The organism is Nocardiopsis sp. iso_238 (assembly GCF_056173325.1).
This window is the reverse complement of record NZ_CM149668.1, coordinates 3671436-3685813: the sequence shown is the minus strand read 5'-3', so window position 1 is coordinate 3685813 and position 14378 is coordinate 3671436. Positions and strand designations below refer to the sequence as shown.

Annotated in this window: 23 protein-coding genes; 21 read left to right on the top strand and 2 right to left on the bottom strand. The window is 68.9% G+C overall.

The features are described 5' to 3' along the window. Nucleotides 1-36 precede the first annotated feature (36 nt). From AC0VYL_RS16775 to AC0VYL_RS16725, 11 genes are all read left to right on the top strand, one after another. Nucleotides 37-993: a hypothetical protein gene (locus tag AC0VYL_RS16775; RefSeq protein WP_475480768.1), complete on the top strand. Its 957-nt coding sequence runs from the start codon at nucleotides 37-39 to the stop codon at nucleotides 991-993. After that, nucleotides 993-1580 (top strand): ATP-binding protein, encoded by a 588-nt coding sequence (locus tag AC0VYL_RS16770; protein ID WP_475480767.1) that lies wholly within the window; start codon nucleotides 993-995, stop codon nucleotides 1578-1580. Before AC0VYL_RS16775 ends, AC0VYL_RS16770 begins: the two co-directional genes overlap by 1 nt. Next, on the top strand, nucleotides 1577-2920 hold the full coding sequence (gene dnaB, locus AC0VYL_RS16765) for a replicative DNA helicase (protein WP_475480766.1): 1344 nt from the start codon (nucleotides 1577-1579) through the stop codon (nucleotides 2918-2920). Before AC0VYL_RS16770 ends, dnaB begins: the two co-directional genes overlap by 4 nt. Continuing rightward, nucleotides 2920-3738 carry a hypothetical protein gene (locus AC0VYL_RS16760; protein ID WP_475480765.1) on the top strand — a complete coding sequence of 273 codons (819 nt, stop codon included), beginning with the start codon at nucleotides 2920-2922 and terminating at the stop codon, nucleotides 3736-3738. Before dnaB ends, AC0VYL_RS16760 begins: the two co-directional genes overlap by 1 nt. A 113-nt stretch (nucleotides 3739-3851) precedes the next feature. Next, on the top strand, nucleotides 3852-4112 hold the full coding sequence (locus AC0VYL_RS16755; protein WP_475480764.1) for a hypothetical protein: 261 nt from the start codon (nucleotides 3852-3854) through the stop codon (nucleotides 4110-4112). A 169-nt stretch (nucleotides 4113-4281) separates the two neighbouring features. Beyond that, on the top strand, nucleotides 4282-4800 hold the full coding sequence (locus AC0VYL_RS16750; protein ID WP_475480763.1) for a single-stranded DNA-binding protein: 519 nt from the start codon (nucleotides 4282-4284) through the stop codon (nucleotides 4798-4800). 100 nt (nucleotides 4801-4900) lie between these two features. Further along, nucleotides 4901-5398 (top strand): hypothetical protein, encoded by a 498-nt coding sequence (locus AC0VYL_RS16745; protein WP_475480762.1) that lies wholly within the window; start codon nucleotides 4901-4903, stop codon nucleotides 5396-5398. 70 nt (nucleotides 5399-5468) lie between these two features. Next, entirely contained in the window at nucleotides 5469-5774 is a 306-nt protein-coding gene (locus tag AC0VYL_RS16740) for a hypothetical protein (RefSeq protein ID WP_475480761.1), read from the top strand. Nucleotides 5775-5864: 90 nt separating this feature from the next. Beyond that, a complete protein-coding gene (locus AC0VYL_RS16735) occupies nucleotides 5865-6383 on the top strand; it encodes a hypothetical protein (protein ID WP_475480760.1) in 519 nt (172 codons plus the stop codon). Nucleotides 6384-6505: 122 nt separating this feature from the next. Continuing rightward, nucleotides 6506-6775: a hypothetical protein gene (locus tag AC0VYL_RS16730; protein ID WP_475480759.1), complete on the top strand. Its 270-nt coding sequence runs from the start codon at nucleotides 6506-6508 to the stop codon at nucleotides 6773-6775. A 63-nt stretch (nucleotides 6776-6838) separates the two neighbouring features. Then, nucleotides 6839-7684, top strand: coding sequence for a hypothetical protein (locus tag AC0VYL_RS16725; protein WP_475480758.1), 846 nt, complete (start codon nucleotides 6839-6841; stop codon nucleotides 7682-7684). Between the two features lie 295 nt (nucleotides 7685-7979). Here the strand turns inward: AC0VYL_RS16725 and AC0VYL_RS16720 are convergent, their stop codons facing one another. Together AC0VYL_RS16720 and AC0VYL_RS16715 are read right to left on the bottom strand one after the other, a co-directional pair. Further along, nucleotides 7980-8369 carry a hypothetical protein gene (locus AC0VYL_RS16720; RefSeq protein ID WP_475480757.1) on the bottom strand — a complete coding sequence of 130 codons (390 nt, stop codon included), beginning with the start codon at nucleotides 8367-8369 and terminating at the stop codon, nucleotides 7980-7982. Nucleotides 8370-8417: 48 nt separating this feature from the next. Beyond that, on the bottom strand, nucleotides 8418-8756 hold the full coding sequence (locus AC0VYL_RS16715) for an SHOCT domain-containing protein (protein ID WP_475480756.1): 339 nt from the start codon (nucleotides 8754-8756) through the stop codon (nucleotides 8418-8420). A 139-nt stretch (nucleotides 8757-8895) separates the two neighbouring features. Between AC0VYL_RS16715 and AC0VYL_RS16710 the strand changes: the two genes are divergently transcribed. The 10 genes from AC0VYL_RS16710 (at nucleotide 8896) to AC0VYL_RS16665 (ending at nucleotide 14369) form a co-directional block, all read left to right on the top strand. Then, nucleotides 8896-9117: a hypothetical protein gene (locus AC0VYL_RS16710; RefSeq protein ID WP_475480755.1), complete on the top strand. Its 222-nt coding sequence runs from the start codon at nucleotides 8896-8898 to the stop codon at nucleotides 9115-9117. A gap of 80 nt (nucleotides 9118-9197) precedes the next feature. Further along, nucleotides 9198-10106 carry an ATP-binding protein gene (locus tag AC0VYL_RS16705; protein ID WP_475480754.1) on the top strand — a complete coding sequence of 303 codons (909 nt, stop codon included), beginning with the start codon at nucleotides 9198-9200 and terminating at the stop codon, nucleotides 10104-10106. Beyond that, nucleotides 10090-10683 (top strand): hypothetical protein, encoded by a 594-nt coding sequence (locus AC0VYL_RS16700; protein ID WP_475480753.1) that lies wholly within the window; start codon nucleotides 10090-10092, stop codon nucleotides 10681-10683. The genes AC0VYL_RS16705 and AC0VYL_RS16700 overlap by 17 nt, the downstream gene beginning before the upstream one ends. A 130-nt stretch (nucleotides 10684-10813) precedes the next feature. After that, a complete protein-coding gene (locus tag AC0VYL_RS16695) occupies nucleotides 10814-11014 on the top strand; it encodes a hypothetical protein (protein ID WP_475480752.1) in 201 nt (66 codons plus the stop codon). 88 nt (nucleotides 11015-11102) lie between these two features. Further along, nucleotides 11103-11567: a hypothetical protein gene (locus AC0VYL_RS16690; RefSeq protein ID WP_475480751.1), complete on the top strand. Its 465-nt coding sequence runs from the start codon at nucleotides 11103-11105 to the stop codon at nucleotides 11565-11567. A gap of 67 nt (nucleotides 11568-11634) precedes the next feature. Continuing rightward, nucleotides 11635-11961: a hypothetical protein gene (locus AC0VYL_RS16685; RefSeq protein WP_475480750.1), complete on the top strand. Its 327-nt coding sequence runs from the start codon at nucleotides 11635-11637 to the stop codon at nucleotides 11959-11961. A 221-nt stretch (nucleotides 11962-12182) separates the two neighbouring features. Continuing rightward, nucleotides 12183-12494, top strand: coding sequence for a hypothetical protein (locus AC0VYL_RS16680; protein ID WP_475480749.1), 312 nt, complete (start codon nucleotides 12183-12185; stop codon nucleotides 12492-12494). Continuing rightward, nucleotides 12481-12903, top strand: a complete 423-nt coding sequence (locus tag AC0VYL_RS16675) for a hypothetical protein (RefSeq protein WP_475480748.1) — start codon at nucleotides 12481-12483, stop codon at nucleotides 12901-12903. The genes AC0VYL_RS16680 and AC0VYL_RS16675 overlap by 14 nt, the downstream gene beginning before the upstream one ends. Then, nucleotides 12900-13190, top strand: coding sequence for a hypothetical protein (locus AC0VYL_RS16670; protein WP_475480747.1), 291 nt, complete (start codon nucleotides 12900-12902; stop codon nucleotides 13188-13190). The genes AC0VYL_RS16675 and AC0VYL_RS16670 overlap by 4 nt, the downstream gene beginning before the upstream one ends. Nucleotides 13191-13943: 753 nt before the next feature. Continuing rightward, a complete protein-coding gene (locus tag AC0VYL_RS16665; protein ID WP_475480746.1) occupies nucleotides 13944-14369 on the top strand; it encodes a hypothetical protein in 426 nt (141 codons plus the stop codon). Nucleotides 14370-14378 lie beyond the last annotated feature (9 nt).

Here is a 14378-nt window from a genome sequence, read left to right as displayed (position 1 = left end):
CGTTTTGTGACCGTCACCAGGCACCTAAGGAAGACCGTGAAACACCCCGGCCTGTTCGTCCCGCTCGACGTGAATTACGTCAGCGACGAAGGTATTCGCCGCGCGGGGATCGCTGCTGAACTCCTCTTCATCCGCGCCCTGGTCTACGCCAAGCGCACCAACTCCCACGGGTTCATCCCGGACTACGACCTGCCCGTGATCGCGGTCGGGTTGCACCCGGACGGGGTCCCGCAGTCAGTGGCCGCGCTCCTGCACTGGGAGCTGTGGGTGGAAGCGGAGGGTGGTTGGCAAATCCGCAGTTGGGAGCGTTGGAACAGCGCCCCGGACGAAGCGGAGAAGGAGCGGAAGAAGGCGCAGGCGAGGGAGCGCAAGCGCCGCCAGCGGGAGCGGGAAGCGGCCGAGAGGAAGGCCGTCGAGGAGTCGGGGGAGGTCGCGCCGGGGCAGCTGAAGTTGGTGCCGGGCGGGGCAGAGGACACCCCGGTTCCCACCCCGGATGTCACGCCAGATGTCACGCGTGACGGTCACGGTGTCACGCCCCCTAAGAGAAGAGAAGAGAAGAGAAGTAGTAACTACCTTCCCTCTCCTGACGGAGAGGACCCGAGCAGGGACTCCAGCGACGACGGTGACTCGAAGGCGAAGCCCTCGGTGAAGAAGAAGGTCGACTACACCGAACAGACCCCGGACTTCGTCCGCTTCTACACCGCCTACCCCCGCAAGGCCGACCGTAAGGACGCGTGCAAGGCCTGGCACCAGGCCCTCGTTGCCGGTGTCGACCCGGAACACATCATCGCCGCGGCCGAACGCTACGCGACCACGTGGAACCCCGAGGACCGCAAGCACACGAAGTACCCGGCGGTGTGGCTGCGCAAGGGCTCCTACGACAACGAACCCGAACAGCTCGCCCCCGCCGCCGGTGACTCTCGGTTCAAGGGCGGACCCCGACAAGCCACCCCGAGCCGGAACGACTACACGAACGGACAGGTCAACATCTGATGACCCCGCACGACCATGACGCGAACGACCAGGCGGCCCGCGACCACTGGGCGCGAACCCAGGCCGAAGCCCGGCTCGCCCGGTTCATCGCCCGCCAACCCCGGGTGTTCGACAAGCCCGGCACCCTCCACCCCCAGGTGGCCGCCTGGTGCGACCAGTACGCGGCCGGGGAGCCCGGCAACCTCATCCTCGTCGGCCCGGTCGGTGTCGGGAAGTCCTGGCACCTGTGGGCGCTCGCCCGCTACCTGATCACCACCCACCACTGGCGCGGCAGGTTCGAGGCCGCGACCGCGTACACGATGCAACGCGCCATCGCCCCGCCGTTGGATGAGGACCTGATCGGCCGGTGGATCAACGCCGACCTCCTCGCCCTGGACGACCTCGGCGCCCAACGCATCAGCGAGTGGGACGCCGGACACCTCGCCGGGATCGTCAACGACCGTTCCGAAGACCAGAAACCGGTGCTGCTGACCTCCAACGAACTCAACCTCGCCGGGCTGCTCGACGAACGCACCGCCTCCCGCATCCGTGACAACGCCACCGTCGTCCTCCTGGACGGCGACGACCGTAGGAAGCTCCGCCGATGACCTCCGCCCTTGAACCCGCCCCCGCCCAGACCGACCCCCACGATCTGCCGTCCGAGGAGATCGTGCTCGGCCTGTGCCTGATCTCCAAGTACGCGGTGGAATCAGTCGGGGAACTCGGTCTCCTCACCCAGGATTTCTACCGCCCCGCCCACCAGCTGATCTACGACGCCGCCCGCCACCTGGCCGACAGCGGCGACCCCATCTCGCAGGCGTCCGTGAACGCCGAGCTGATGCGGCGCGGCCAGTCCATCGCCACCGGCGGCCCGGTCAAGCTGATCGAGTTGTCCTCGAACACCATGAGCCCGGGGTCCGCCACCTACTACGCCAACCTGATCATCCAGCAGGCCCGCCTACGCCGCGCCCTGGAAGGTGCCCGGCGTGCCGCCCAGATCGCGTTTGAGGGCCGCGGGGACGTGGATGAGCTGATCGGGCTGATCGACGCGGAGATGCAGGCCGCCACCGCCCCCCGGGGGACGGACGTGGACGGGTTCGTGGACCTCGGTGACGTCCTCCCGGAGGTGATCGACGACCTCCAGAACGCCCCGGAGGAGGGTGACCGTGTCGAACTCCCGTACAAGGACCTCGACGCGCTCACGTCAGGCATCGAACCGGGGGAGGTGTTCGTGGTGGCCGGCCGCCCCGGCATGGGCAAGACCACCCTGGGTTTGGACGCGGCCCGCCACACTGCGATCCGCCACAACCTGCCGGTGGCGTTCTTCTCCCTGGAGATGTCCCGCAAGGAACTGACCATGCGGATGCTGTGCGCGGAGTCCCGGGTACCGCTTCACACCATGAAGGAGCGGCTGATGACGGAAGACGACTGGGCGCGGATGTCGGACGCCCGGTCGCGGATGGCCGAAGCCCCGCTGAAGATCGACGACTCCGCGAACACCACCACCGCGCACATCCGCGCCCGCCTGCGTGGAATGCAGCGCGCCGGGGCCCCGGCCCGGCTCGTGGTCGTGGACTACCTCCAGCTGATGAAGGCCCCGGGCCGGTCCGACAACCGGCAGCAGGAAGTCTCCGACATCTCCCGCGAGCTCAAGTTGATCGCGAAGGAGTTCGAGGTTGGTGTCATCGTCGCGGCCCAGCTGAACCGTGGCCCTGAGCAGCGCACGGACAAGCGCCCCATGGTGTCCGACCTGCGCGAGAGCGGCAGTGTCGAACAGGACGCGGACGTGGTGATCCTGCTGTACCGGGAGGACGAGTACGACCCCGAGACACCGCGGGCCGGGCTCCAGGACCTGATCGTGGGCAAGCACCGGGCGGGTCCGACGACGACGGTCGAGGTGGGATTCCACGGTCACTACTGCCGCGCGGTTGATCTGGCGGAGGGCTGATGGGCGCCGACATGATCCCGCATGGCGAGTACAGCGGATACAAGTACCACGGATGCCGGTGCGAACCCTGTGGTCAGGCCCTGCGCGACTACCAGAACAACGTCACCCGGCTCAAGGCCTACGGCCAGTGGGACCGGTACGGCGACGCTGACCGGGTTCGCGCCCACATCCGGACCATGCGGGAGCTGGGTTGGACCTCGACCCAGATCGCCCAGGCGTCCGGGGTGGCGTTGTCCTCGATCACGACCGCCTACAACAACTCCGACCGACGTGTGTACGCCGACACCGCCACCCCGATTCTCCAGGTGGACCCGCACGGTCCGCGCCCCGATCGGGGCAGGTTCCGGGCGTTCGGTGCGACGAACAGGTTGCGGTGCCTGGCCGCTCTGGGTTGGTCGCCGTCGCGGGTGGCTCGGGAAGCAGGACTGTCTGTGGAACTTTCTACTCGGCTGGCCCGTGGAGGTCAGTCGGAGGTCGCGGCTGAAACGCACGGTCGGATCTGTGAGGTGTACGGCCGCCTGTGGTCGGTGCGTCCTGAGGGGTGGTTGGCCGACCGTGTGCGCCGGGAGTCCGTCGGGAAGGGGTGGGCGCCCCCGGCGGGTTGGGACGACGGTTGGTTGGATCTGTCGCCCGAGGAGCTGGATGCGGAGTTGGCCCGGGAGGTGGCTCGGATGGACCGGGCAGATCTGGTGCGGAACTACCGGGCGGTCCGTGAGCAGGGTGAGTTGTCGCCGTTGGCGTTGGCTGCGGCGAGGGAGTTCAACAGGGTGCGCGCGGCGGAGGCTGCTGCGCGAGTGGTGCGACGGGAGGCGGCGTGATGAGGCGGCGGAGGATGACGGGCCCGGACAGGGCCACCCGCACGCTGGTGTGGGAGCGGGATGGTGGGGCGTGCGCGTGGTGCGGCGGCCCGGTGTCCCCGGAGGATCACAGCTTGCAGCACAGGCGGGCGCGGGGCATGGGCGGCACGAGGCGGGCGGACGCGAACAGCCCGGCGAACTTGCTGTTGGTGCACGGGTCCGCGACGACCGGATGTCACGGCCACATCGAGTCGCAGCCCGCGGAGGCCGCCAGGCGCGGGTTCCGGATCGGGCAGTGGGCGGACCCTGCCGAGGTGCCGGTGCTGTACGTCGGGGCCGTGTGGGTGCGTCTGGGCCACGCGGGGGAGTGGGAGGCGCAGGTCAAGACGGTCTGACCCCCTGGTTGTGAAGAGTCCCAGAGCACACTCATGTCTTCAGATCCCCTAAATGCACACAATTATGGTAATATTGGGGTATCCCAAGGGGGAGGAAACCTCCCCCAAGCCAGGGGGTGACCTGCGCGAACGCGATACCAGGCACCCACGAGAAGAGAAGGCTCCCCCTGTGGCAGGCGAAACCCAGATCACCCTGGTCGGCAACCTCGTCGACGACCCCGAACTCCGCTTCACCCCGAGCGGTGCGGCCGTCGCGAACTTCCGCGTCGCGTCCACCCCCCGCCGGTTCAACAAGCAGTCGGGCGAGTGGGAGGACCAGGAGGCCCTGTTCCTGTCCGGCACCGTGTGGCGGCAGTACGCGGAGAACGTTGCCGAGTCCCTGCACAAGGGCGACCGGGTCATCGTTCAGGGCTCTCTTAAGCAGCGGTCCTACGAGACCAAGGAGGGTGAGAAGCGGACCGTCTTCGAGATCGACGTCGAGGAGATCGGTCCGGCGCTGCGCAACGCGACCGCGTCGGTGACCCGGAACCAGCGCCAGAACGGCGGCCAGCAGCAGCGTCAGGGCGGCGGGTACGGGCAGCAGTCCGGCGGCCACCAGGGCGGAGCCCCGGCCCAGGACCAGTGGGCGACCGGCGGCGGGGGTGGCGGTTTCGGTGGCGGTGCCACCTCTGACTCGCCCCCGTTCTAGACCACCCCACCCCACCCCACCCGGGGCCGACCCCCACCCGCTCGGGGGTCGGCCCCCACACCCCCACGCTCGAAAGGACACCCCCACCGTGGGCTACGACATGACCTGGGAAGACGCCTCCCAGCACGGCGACCCGTACTTCCGCCTGAACATCTTCGGTATGGCCCGCTTTGCGGACGCCATGCACCGTCTCGGGATGCTCTACCCCGCCGAACCCGGGAGGTTCCCACAGGCGCACGAGCACGGCACCACCTGGGAACACGTGTGGACGGTCGGAGACGAAGCGGCCCCAGACCCCGACGCCGACACTCCGAAGCTCACCGAGGAGCAGGCCAAGGCCGCCCGCGACTTCGCCACCCGGCTGGAGACCCACCTGTCCCAGCACCCCGGCGACACCCCCGGCATTCCCGACTTCAAGTTCTCCACCAACGACGGATGGCTCGTCACCCCCGAGGAGTGCAAGGCCGCCGCCCACGCCGCCCGCGCGGCCACCCCCACCCAGCTCGACGCGAGTGTGGGGCCGGAGCGCGAGTACTGGGGCCGGTGGGTGGAGTACCTGGAGAAGGCCGCTGAGCACGGCGGGTTCCGCGTCAACTGACGATCCCCTTCGGGCCGACCCGCGCCCGCCCGCACGGTCGGCCCCTCACACCCACCAGGAAGGCCACACCATGTCCGCCACTGAGAAGACCCACACCATCCCGCTGGACACCGCCGAAGCCCTGTGGGAGCTCAAGGACTACGGCGACCCCCACGGCGGCTACACACCCATCCACGACGAGCAGACCGGTGACAGCCGGTGGTCCACCTTCCACCAGGTCATCATCCGCCGCGACTCCGACGACACCCTGTGGTCGCTCCCGTATGAGGAACCCGCCACGGAATACCAGGACTGCGACAGGTTCCAAGGCGACCCGGTCACCGTCCACCGCGTGCGTGCCGAGGAGTACACGGCCACCCGCTACGTGACCGCCTAAGACCCTCTCCCCCACAGGGGCGGCCGGGCCACTCCCGTGCCTCGCGGCACGACCGGTACCACCACAACTCACCACCCTCGGAGACACCGCATGAGCATCCCCACCCCCGAGTTCGACGTCAAGGTCGTCGGCCCCGACGACTACGCCGCGATGATCCTGCTCGGCAAGGACGGTCACGCCAGCATCCGCACCGGGGCCGGGACCGATGCCCAGGAGGTGGGGGACCTCCTCACCTGCACCACGGGCCAGTTCCACCAGCGCAACAACCTCGCCCTGTTGGTCACCGACGAGATCCGCACTGGGCTGTCGGCCGCCGGTTGGGCGCCGCCGTTCGACCCCGCCGACCACGAACTCTCCCCGCACGACTGGGTGGAACTCGCCCAGTTCGACGGCAAGTGCCAGTCCGAGGGGTTCGGCTACGCCGCCGACGAGTACCCGCCGAAGTTCAAGGACGAGGCGCTGTCCGCCGCGATCAGGCACGCCCCCATGGACCGGCTCAAGAAGCTCGTCGCCCACCACCAGGACGCGATCGACGCGTGGTGGGAGCAGCCCGACGCGATCGACCTGATCAACGCCCACCAGGCCGCGCAGCGCGCCGACCGCACCTGACCCCCGTTCCGCCTGCCGTGGCCGTGACCGCCTGCCCGGCCACGGCAGGCCCCACCCCCCTTTGGAAGGACCCGATGACCGCCGTCACGAAAACCTGCCGGAAGTGTCGCCGCACCCTCCCCTTGACCGAGTACCACCGCAGCGGCGGATGGGGGCGCCGGGCTGACTGCCGGGACTGCGTGAACTCTGCCAAACGCACCCCGGGGGCGCCCGCTCGACGCGACATCCCGCCCCCCGAGCACGGCACCCCGGCCGCTGGTCACCGCCACTACCGGGCCGGTGAGAAGCCGTGCCCGCCCTGTGCCCGCGCGCTCGCGGACAAGCAGGCCGAGCGGGACCGTGCCCGCCGCGCCCGCGAGAAGGCCGCCAAGAACCTCCAGGCCGCCGCGTAGCCCCGGGGCCGCCCCACCACCGGGGCGGCCCACACCACCCCGCACACCGGAACGGAACCCGCGATGTCCCACCCCACCCCAGCCGCCCAGCTCCTCACCGAGATCAGAGAGCGGGCGTCACAAGGCCCCAACCCGGACGCCCCGCTCAACCTCGCGGCCCGGGACCGGCTGCTCCTCCTCGAACTGGTCGATCAGCTCACCCGGGAGAAGGAGGACGCCGTCCCGTCCATGCGCGCGCGGGCTGCCGAGATCGCGGCAGACGGCGAGTGGTCGCGGCTAGAAACCCCGGCTGACCGCATCCGCGCCCTGCCGCTGCTCCCCGGCGACGCCGTCGAGAGCGAGCCCGACGTACACGTGGCCACCCCGGAGGGCATCACCCCTTGCGGCCAGGGCACCCGCGACGTCACCGTTACCCCGCTCATCCGCGAGGCGACGTGCCTGGGATGCCTGCGCAGCCTCGCCCAGGCCACCCACGGCGACACCCTCCCTGAGGAGGACCTTATTGAACCCGGGGACGAGGTGCCGACCCTGTGCGAGCTGGCCGACCGGGTGGCTGCCCTGGAGGACCGCCTGTCCCCGCCCACCATGAAGGCCGCGGTGAACCCCTCGTGTCCGACCGCGACGTTCACTCTCAAGACCGAGCACGTCACCCTCCTCCAGCTCAAGGACGACCACGACCCGGACGCGAAACGCCCCTACGGGAGCAGCAGTGTCCCCCAGGACGTGGCCGAACTCCTTGGCTGGAACTCGGACGCGTTCGACGATCTCCCCGAGGCATGGGACATCGCCCGGGACCTGCACCACGAAACCAGTACGGCCCTGGCCGTGATCCTGTCGGCCGGTACCACCGCACCAGGCACGTACCACCAGGACCACAACGGCACCTGGTACCCGGCCGGTGCGCGGTGACCCGCCGGAACCGGCGCCCTGCCGCTGACCCGGACCTCATGGCCGTGCTCGGGCTCGCTGTCCCGGGACCCGAGCTGGTGGACGCCGCCCGAACCCGCGCGCACGTGCGCCGCCTACTCGCGGCCGGGTGGGGGTCCCGCACCATCGCCGCCCGCTCCGGGGTGGACCGGCGCGCGGTCCGAGCGTTGTGGGCCGGAAGGAACGCCGGGCTACCGCCCACACGCCGGGTTCACGAGGACACCGAAGCCCGGATTCTCGCGATCCACCCCGATGATCCGAAACCGGACCCGGATGGTCAGCGGGACCGCGAGCCCGGGACACCGTCCGCGTTGGGGTCGTGCAGGTGAACGTCTCCGAAGTCGCGGCCCATCACCACCGGCCCCTCGGGGGAACCGTTGATCGTGTTGTTGACGGTCTGGTTGCCGTATGGCGTACCGACCTCTTCTGCCCACGCTCGCGCCTCTTCCACCGCCCTCTTCCTGGCCTCTCGGCCCCACTTGTGAGAGAGGAGCCTGCACGAGTACCACGCAAAGGCAAAGGTGCCGAGGCCCAGAGGCAGAGTGACCTCGGGTACGCGCATCTGGGGGAACAGCTCCAGGAGGAGGCCGAAGGCGCCGATGATGACGAGGCCCGCCCCTATGAATCGCAGGGGGTGTTGTTCGGGGGCGAAGGAGTTCATGTTCATGCGGTGAGCGTACTGACGGGCGGTCGCGCACCGTGGTGGAACCGTGAATCACAGCCCGAGCAGCTTGACCTTCTTGGCCTGGAACTCCTCGTCGGTGATGAGGCCTTCATCGCGGCGGTCCGCCCACTGCTTCAGTTCCTCAGCGGGGGAGAGGGAGGCCGGCGTGGAGTTCTTCGGCTTGGGGCCGCGGGCGGGGCGTCCTGCGAGGTGTTCGCGGGCGAGGGCTTTTTCTTCGGTGGTTCCGTCGCGTTCGATGTCGGCCATGGCGTGCTCGATGAGGCGGGCGCTGCTGTTGGTCCCCTGGCGTTCGTATACGGCGTCGAGGGCGCCCATGAACTCTTTGGAGGGGAAGCGGATGGTGCGGGGGAAGGTCTTGCCGATCGGCATGGTGTGGGCCTCCTGGGGTGGTTTTCGTATGTACGTAATCATGCCACAGCCTGTGCTGTATGTACGAAACCTGTGGTAAACTGTACATACGAAACGGGGGAGGGAAGCCCCCGAATCCCACCACCGAAAGGCCCCTCAGATGCTCGCCACCCTCGCCCCCGCCCCGGCCGCCACCCTCCCCACCTTCGAGGAGATCGACCTCCCCCAGGTCATCACCGTCGACGGGTTCGGCATGGCGTCCTGCGCCGAGTGCGGCGCGGACATCTGGGACGCCCCGCACTGGACGGTGGACTTGGCCGACCAGGCCTGGGACGACCACCTCGCGGACCCCGACACCCCCCGCGCCTGCTACCGGGACTAACCCGGCCCGGCCGCCCCGGCCCCGCTCCCGGGGCGGCCCCGCACACCACCACCCATCCCGCTCATGGAACAGGAACACCGTTGATCCACAACATGCAGTTCGCCCCCGCCACCAAGGAACTCGCCCGCGCCCGCGTCGCCCTCATCGGCCCGCCCGGCTCCGGCAAGACCTACACCGGCCTCAAGCTCACGACCACGTTCGCGGACGGGGAACGCCCCGCCATCATCGACACCGAACGCGGGTCCGCGTCCAAGTACGCCGACGAATTCGGATTCGACACCCTCAACCTCACCGACTTCCACCCGCAAGCCCTGATCAACGCCCTCCAGGTGGCCGCGAACATCGGCTACAAGGCCGTGTTCATCGACTCCATGTCCCACTTCTGGAGCGGTGCCAACGGCATGTTGGAGCAGGCCGACTCTCGCGCGAAGGGCAACAACTCGTTCTCCGGGTGGAAGGAGGTCCGACCCCTCGAACGGCAGATGATTGACGCCCTTCTCGACTACCCGGGGCACGTCGTCGTCGCGATGCGCTCCAAGGTCGCCTACGAGATCCAGACCAACGACCGGGGCAAGAAGGAACCCGTCAAGCTCGGCACGAAGCCCGACCAGCGCGAGGGCATCGAGTACGAGATGGACCTCGTCGCGGACATGCACGACGGCACCATGACCGTCACGAAGTCGCGGGCGGTCGCGTTGACCGGCGCTGTGGTCCACCACCCGGGGGAGGAGTTCGCGGCGGAGGTTCTGGCGTGGCTGCGTAACGGTGTCGCGTCCCCGGCCGGTACCGAGATCGCGACGAGGGCACTCGCGGATGACGTCACCGTGGATGTGCTCCGCCAGCTTCACGCTGACGCCCGGTCGCGCGGTCTGCTGGGCGCGGTCGTGGAAGGCCCGACCGGAACGACGGCGCTGGGGCTGCTGATCACCCAGCGCGGCAAGGCGCTCGCGGAGGCCGAGAAGGCGGGTGCTGGTGACGCCGCCGCGTGATGACGCCGGGCAGGCCGGGGGCACCGACGCCCCCGGCCCGCTCGGGCCTGCTGAACTCCAGGTGCTCTTGCTGTTCTCCAACACCCTGGTCAAGAGGGTCCGGGACCAGGTGGACGAGTACAAGCACCGACTGGTGACCGGCACGGGTGACCCAAACCTGGACATGACGCCGGGAGAAACGAAGAACGTCCACCTCCAGGACGAGGACGGGAACTGGCACAAGATCGGCAGCGTGCGGGCGGACAAGGCCCCGGTGAACGCGGTCGTGACCGATGAGAAGGCGCTCACGCGGTGGGTGGAGGAGAACATGCCCACCGAGATTGAGCGGAGCGTCCGCAAGTCGACGCTGAACAAGATGAAAGAGCAGATGAAGGAGTTCGGCGGGGTGGTCCTGACCACGGGTGAGGTGGTCACGGTGCCCGGGTTGGAGTTGGAGGTGGGGGGTCCGAAGGTCGTGGTGTCTCCGGCGCGGGGGGCTGCGGCTGTGTTCGGGGCGGTGTATCGGGATGGGCGGTTGCCGCAGGTGGGTGCGGTGTTGGGGCGGGCGTTGGAGGTGGGGGAGGCGCCCCCCGAATAACCGGAGTTGTGTACATACGAATTAGGGTGTATTCTGTACATACAGAACGGGTTGAGGTTCAACCCGCTCCCCGGGCCCGCCCTTCCCGTCCTGTCGGGCGGGCCCACCCCACTCACCAGGAAGGCCACACATGACCGCCAACGCCCCCACCATCTACGACATCAAGCCCGGCGACATCGTCGCCCTCACCGACTACAAGGGCCGCGAGGAAACCGTCGTCGTCACCCGCACCTTCGAGTACGACGGCGTCATGTACCTCACCGACCAGACCGGGTGGGAGCACAACCGCGACGACACCGACACGTTCCGGTTCATCCACCGCGCCCGCTAGGAACCGCCGCCCGCCGGAACCGGCCGCACCCCGGGTTCAACGCCCGGTGCGGGCACCACCCCACACCACCACCAGAAGGGCCACACCCATGTCTGAAACCGCCAGCCCCGAAGCCGTACAGGCCCTCCGCGACGCCTACACCATCGACGCGAAGGCCTCCGAGACCGCAATCCGGTGGGCGTCCGAGGACCTGGCCCGGCACGGCGTCCGCGCCGCGATCATCCCCCTCCCCGAGAACCCGGCGCCCTCCCCCGGCACCCACACGTTCGCGAGCACTTCGGATGGTGTGCGGTTCTACAACCCGAAAGACCCCTGCGGTCCTGTCACCACGGTGCCGTGGGACGAAGCGCCCTTGCTGCTGACACAGCTCGCTCAGCTCGTGCAGGACCGCGAGGTCGCCCAGGCTGCTGCCCGGGAGCGCCGCATCAGAGAGTACGCCGCTGCCATGCACGCCGCGTCGGACCTGTGTCTACGCAACAAGACCTCGGAGGACTGCGGGTTCTGCGTGCAGATGGCGACCTACGCCATCGACAACCCGCCCCCGTCCGCCTGACCCCCTATCGCCCCACGGGGCGGCCACTCGCACGGCCGCCCCACCATCCCCCTGACTGGAGCCCCCTATGACCCACGTGCGCCCCACCACCTACAGCGTCAGCGCCCTCCCCCCGACCCACCCGTGGGCGCCCCTCTACACCCTGCACGTCACGGCCGATGAGAAGGCCCCCGGCCGGTGGTACGTGACCCGGTGGGGGTTCCGGTACCTGGAGGACGGCAGCACGGTTTTCCAACCGCCCATGGGCAGCCAGGACGAGAAGGACCGCGCCCGGGAGGCGAGCCTCATGTCCTTCAACGAGGCCATGGCGACCGCGAAACGTCTCGCCCCCACCCTGACCGTGGACATGGGCCGTGGCCGCCAGCGCCCCGATCAGGTCCCGGCCACCGTCTGATGGGTTCCCACCGCCGCCCGGACCCACGCCTCACAGCCACCGTGTGGCGTGTGTCCGGGCGGTACCCCGACCGTCGGGCAGCCGTCGAAGCGTCCCTGCCCCCCTGCCCCCCGCCCGCCACCTACCGACCCCGCCACACACGACAGGAGCACCTGATGAGCACTCGCGCCGAACTCGAAGAGGAAAACGCCGCCCTAGCCTCCCGCGTCAGCGAGTTGGAGATGCGCGCTACCCAGAACGCGGTGGACGCCGCCCGCAAGGACCGCAGCATCTGGGAGGCCGCCACCCGCACCGCCGAACAGAAGATGCTAGCCGCCTTCGACACCCACTGGTCTCTCGCCTTGAGGGAGGCCAAGCGTCCCCTGGACGTGCTCATCAACCGCGCCGCCTACCTCAGCCCCCGCCCCGACAAGGCCCACGTCGATGCCCTGGTCGAAGCCGCGCAGATCGCCCGCTACGCCCTCGACCAAGCACTGAAAGACACCCCCCGCCACGCGAAGCAGACGGAGACCACCCCCGATGAGCAGCAGTAAGAACCTGATCAGCATCACCGAGTTCCGGGAACGCCACGGCCTCCCCGAAGGCACCCAGTACTGGATCACCGCCGACCGGAGCCGCCCGCACCCGAAGGGGGTGTTCGTCCCCGACACCTCCGCCGCGTACCCCCGGGGGTGGACCCGTGACGGGTGGGGACCGGAAGGGTACATGCCGCTCGTCCCGGACAGCCGTACCCGGGAGGGTAAGGCCGCCCACGACGATCTCCGATCAGTGGAGGTCGCTGTGGAGGTCATCCATGCGACCAGCACCGACGACGAGGACATCGTAGACATGCTGCTCACCGCCGCCGACTACATGGGCCCGGTCAAGGTCATCCGCGCGGACGGGTCCACGGTCGTGTTCACCCCCAGCCCCACCACCACGACTGGTCCGAGGTTCCCGTGAACGACACCCCCGAGACTCACTGGAGCACCGTGAACGACCACGCCGCCCCGGCCGACACCAGGCAGCTAGCCCGAGAAGCGTTCGACCGTCAGCGGCTGGTCCACGAATACCGGGGTGACTGGGCGGTGGACCCCGCTACCGTCGCCAGCATCCCCCGGGATCGGTGCCCGGTGTGCGGGGACCGTGCGGCCACCCCTTCCGCGTGGGCGGCTCACATGGCCGATCACAAGGGCGAGGGGCTGGCGTGGCTGGCCCGCTGGCAGGAAACCCACCCGGCCGCCGCGTGACCCAGCAGGAAGGGCCCGCCCGGGGTGAATTCAGCACCCCGGGTGGACCCACCCGAACCCTACCCGGAGGCCCCCGTGACCCCCAGCAGGCCGCCGCGTGGTGAGGCTGGCGTTACAGCACGGGCTTGTCTCGGTCCGCCTTCATATCCGACTTGGTAGGTCTCGCCGAATATCGAGCCCAGAGCGCCCAGAACGGCACGGAAGCAGTCAGCGGGAACAGTGCCATCACCATGGACCGGGCTCGCGCGTTCTTGCATATGTCCTGGAACTCAGTCGTCCATTCCTCTCCCGTGTAAAGGGTTGTGGATGGGCAGTCAGGGCGGGGAGTTTCCATCACGATGGCGGGTTGCGGAGGTGGGGCCAGCAGTATCCAGATGGCCACTAACCATAGTGAAAGAGCTGGAATAAGGACAAAATTGTGGAACTTCAAGACAGTCCCGTCTTTGGGGGAAGGACCATTTAGAATCTCACGCCCATATTTCCATGTCAGCCCTTTGGCCCGATCTGGCCAGTCAGGCTTTGAAGAAAGGTCCACCCCCGTGACCCCCCAGCAGGCCGCCCGCGCCCTCACCCCCACACCGACCAGATCAGCATCCACGCCCGCGCCCTGGACGAAGCCCTGACCGCCACGGACGAGACCGGCGCCCCGATCGGCCCCGCCGGGGCCCACCTCCGCCAGATCATCGCCGCAGCCGAAGCCGGGCTGGCCGAACTCCGCCCCCGCCTGACCACCGCCGCCTGAAAGGAACCACCGTGACCGAGCAGACCGAGTTCACCGTCAACCTCATCACCACCGCCGACATCACCATCCACGTGACCGCGACCGACGTCGAAGACGCCATCGAGAAGGCCCACGACGCCGTCCCCATCCTGTGCGCCCACTGTGCCGGGTGGGACCAGAATCGGTCTCTCCATCTCGGTGAGGAACCGGAGTTGCTGAATGTGACCGTGGACGGCGAGGAGGTGGAGACCGGCCTCACCATGGTGGACAAGCTGAGGGAGACCGCTCGTGAGGCTAAAGCGAGGGCCGACACGCTGTCCGCCGAGTTGGCTGCCGCCCAGGCCCGCATCAAGGAACTGGAGGAGACCGGCGGGGTCGTGAGCAACGTGTCCGGCGACGTCGCCCCCGGCGCGTTCCACATCCAGAGCCGCGACTTCACCGGCAACATCCACCTTTGACCCCACCCC

What these genes read in the sequence shown, in the direction of transcription:
- AC0VYL_RS16710 (WP_475480755.1), top strand. Translation starts at nt 8,896, where the DNA reads ATGCTCGCCACCCTCGCCCCCGCCCCGGCCGCCACCCTCCCCACCTTC.
- AC0VYL_RS16685 (WP_475480750.1), top strand. Translation starts at nt 11,635, where the DNA reads ATGACCCACGTGCGCCCCACCACCTACAGCGTCAGCGCCCTCCCCCCG.
- AC0VYL_RS16760 (WP_475480765.1), top strand. Translation starts at nt 2,920, where the DNA reads ATGGGCGCCGACATGATCCCGCATGGCGAGTACAGCGGATACAAGTAC.
- dnaB (WP_475480766.1), top strand. Translation starts at nt 1,577, where the DNA reads ATGACCTCCGCCCTTGAACCCGCCCCCGCCCAGACCGACCCCCACGAT.
- AC0VYL_RS16745 (WP_475480762.1), top strand. Translation starts at nt 4,901, where the DNA reads ATGACCTGGGAAGACGCCTCCCAGCACGGCGACCCGTACTTCCGCCTG.
- AC0VYL_RS16740 (WP_475480761.1), top strand. Translation starts at nt 5,469, where the DNA reads ATGTCCGCCACTGAGAAGACCCACACCATCCCGCTGGACACCGCCGAA.
- AC0VYL_RS16715 (WP_475480756.1), bottom strand. Translation starts at nt 8,756, where the DNA reads ATGCCGATCGGCAAGACCTTCCCCCGCACCATCCGCTTCCCCTCCAAA.
- AC0VYL_RS16690 (WP_475480751.1), top strand. Translation starts at nt 11,103, where the DNA reads ATGTCTGAAACCGCCAGCCCCGAAGCCGTACAGGCCCTCCGCGACGCC.
- AC0VYL_RS16720 (WP_475480757.1), bottom strand. Translation starts at nt 8,369, where the DNA reads ATGAACATGAACTCCTTCGCCCCCGAACAACACCCCCTGCGATTCATA.
- AC0VYL_RS16735 (WP_475480760.1), top strand. Translation starts at nt 5,865, where the DNA reads ATGAGCATCCCCACCCCCGAGTTCGACGTCAAGGTCGTCGGCCCCGAC.
- AC0VYL_RS16695 (WP_475480752.1), top strand. Translation starts at nt 10,814, where the DNA reads ATGACCGCCAACGCCCCCACCATCTACGACATCAAGCCCGGCGACATC.
- AC0VYL_RS16770 (WP_475480767.1), top strand. Translation starts at nt 993, where the DNA reads ATGACCCCGCACGACCATGACGCGAACGACCAGGCGGCCCGCGACCAC.
- AC0VYL_RS16680 (WP_475480749.1), top strand. Translation starts at nt 12,183, where the DNA reads ATGCGCGCTACCCAGAACGCGGTGGACGCCGCCCGCAAGGACCGCAGC.
- AC0VYL_RS16675 (WP_475480748.1), top strand. Translation starts at nt 12,481, where the DNA reads ATGAGCAGCAGTAAGAACCTGATCAGCATCACCGAGTTCCGGGAACGC.
- AC0VYL_RS16725 (WP_475480758.1), top strand. Translation starts at nt 6,839, where the DNA reads ATGTCCCACCCCACCCCAGCCGCCCAGCTCCTCACCGAGATCAGAGAG.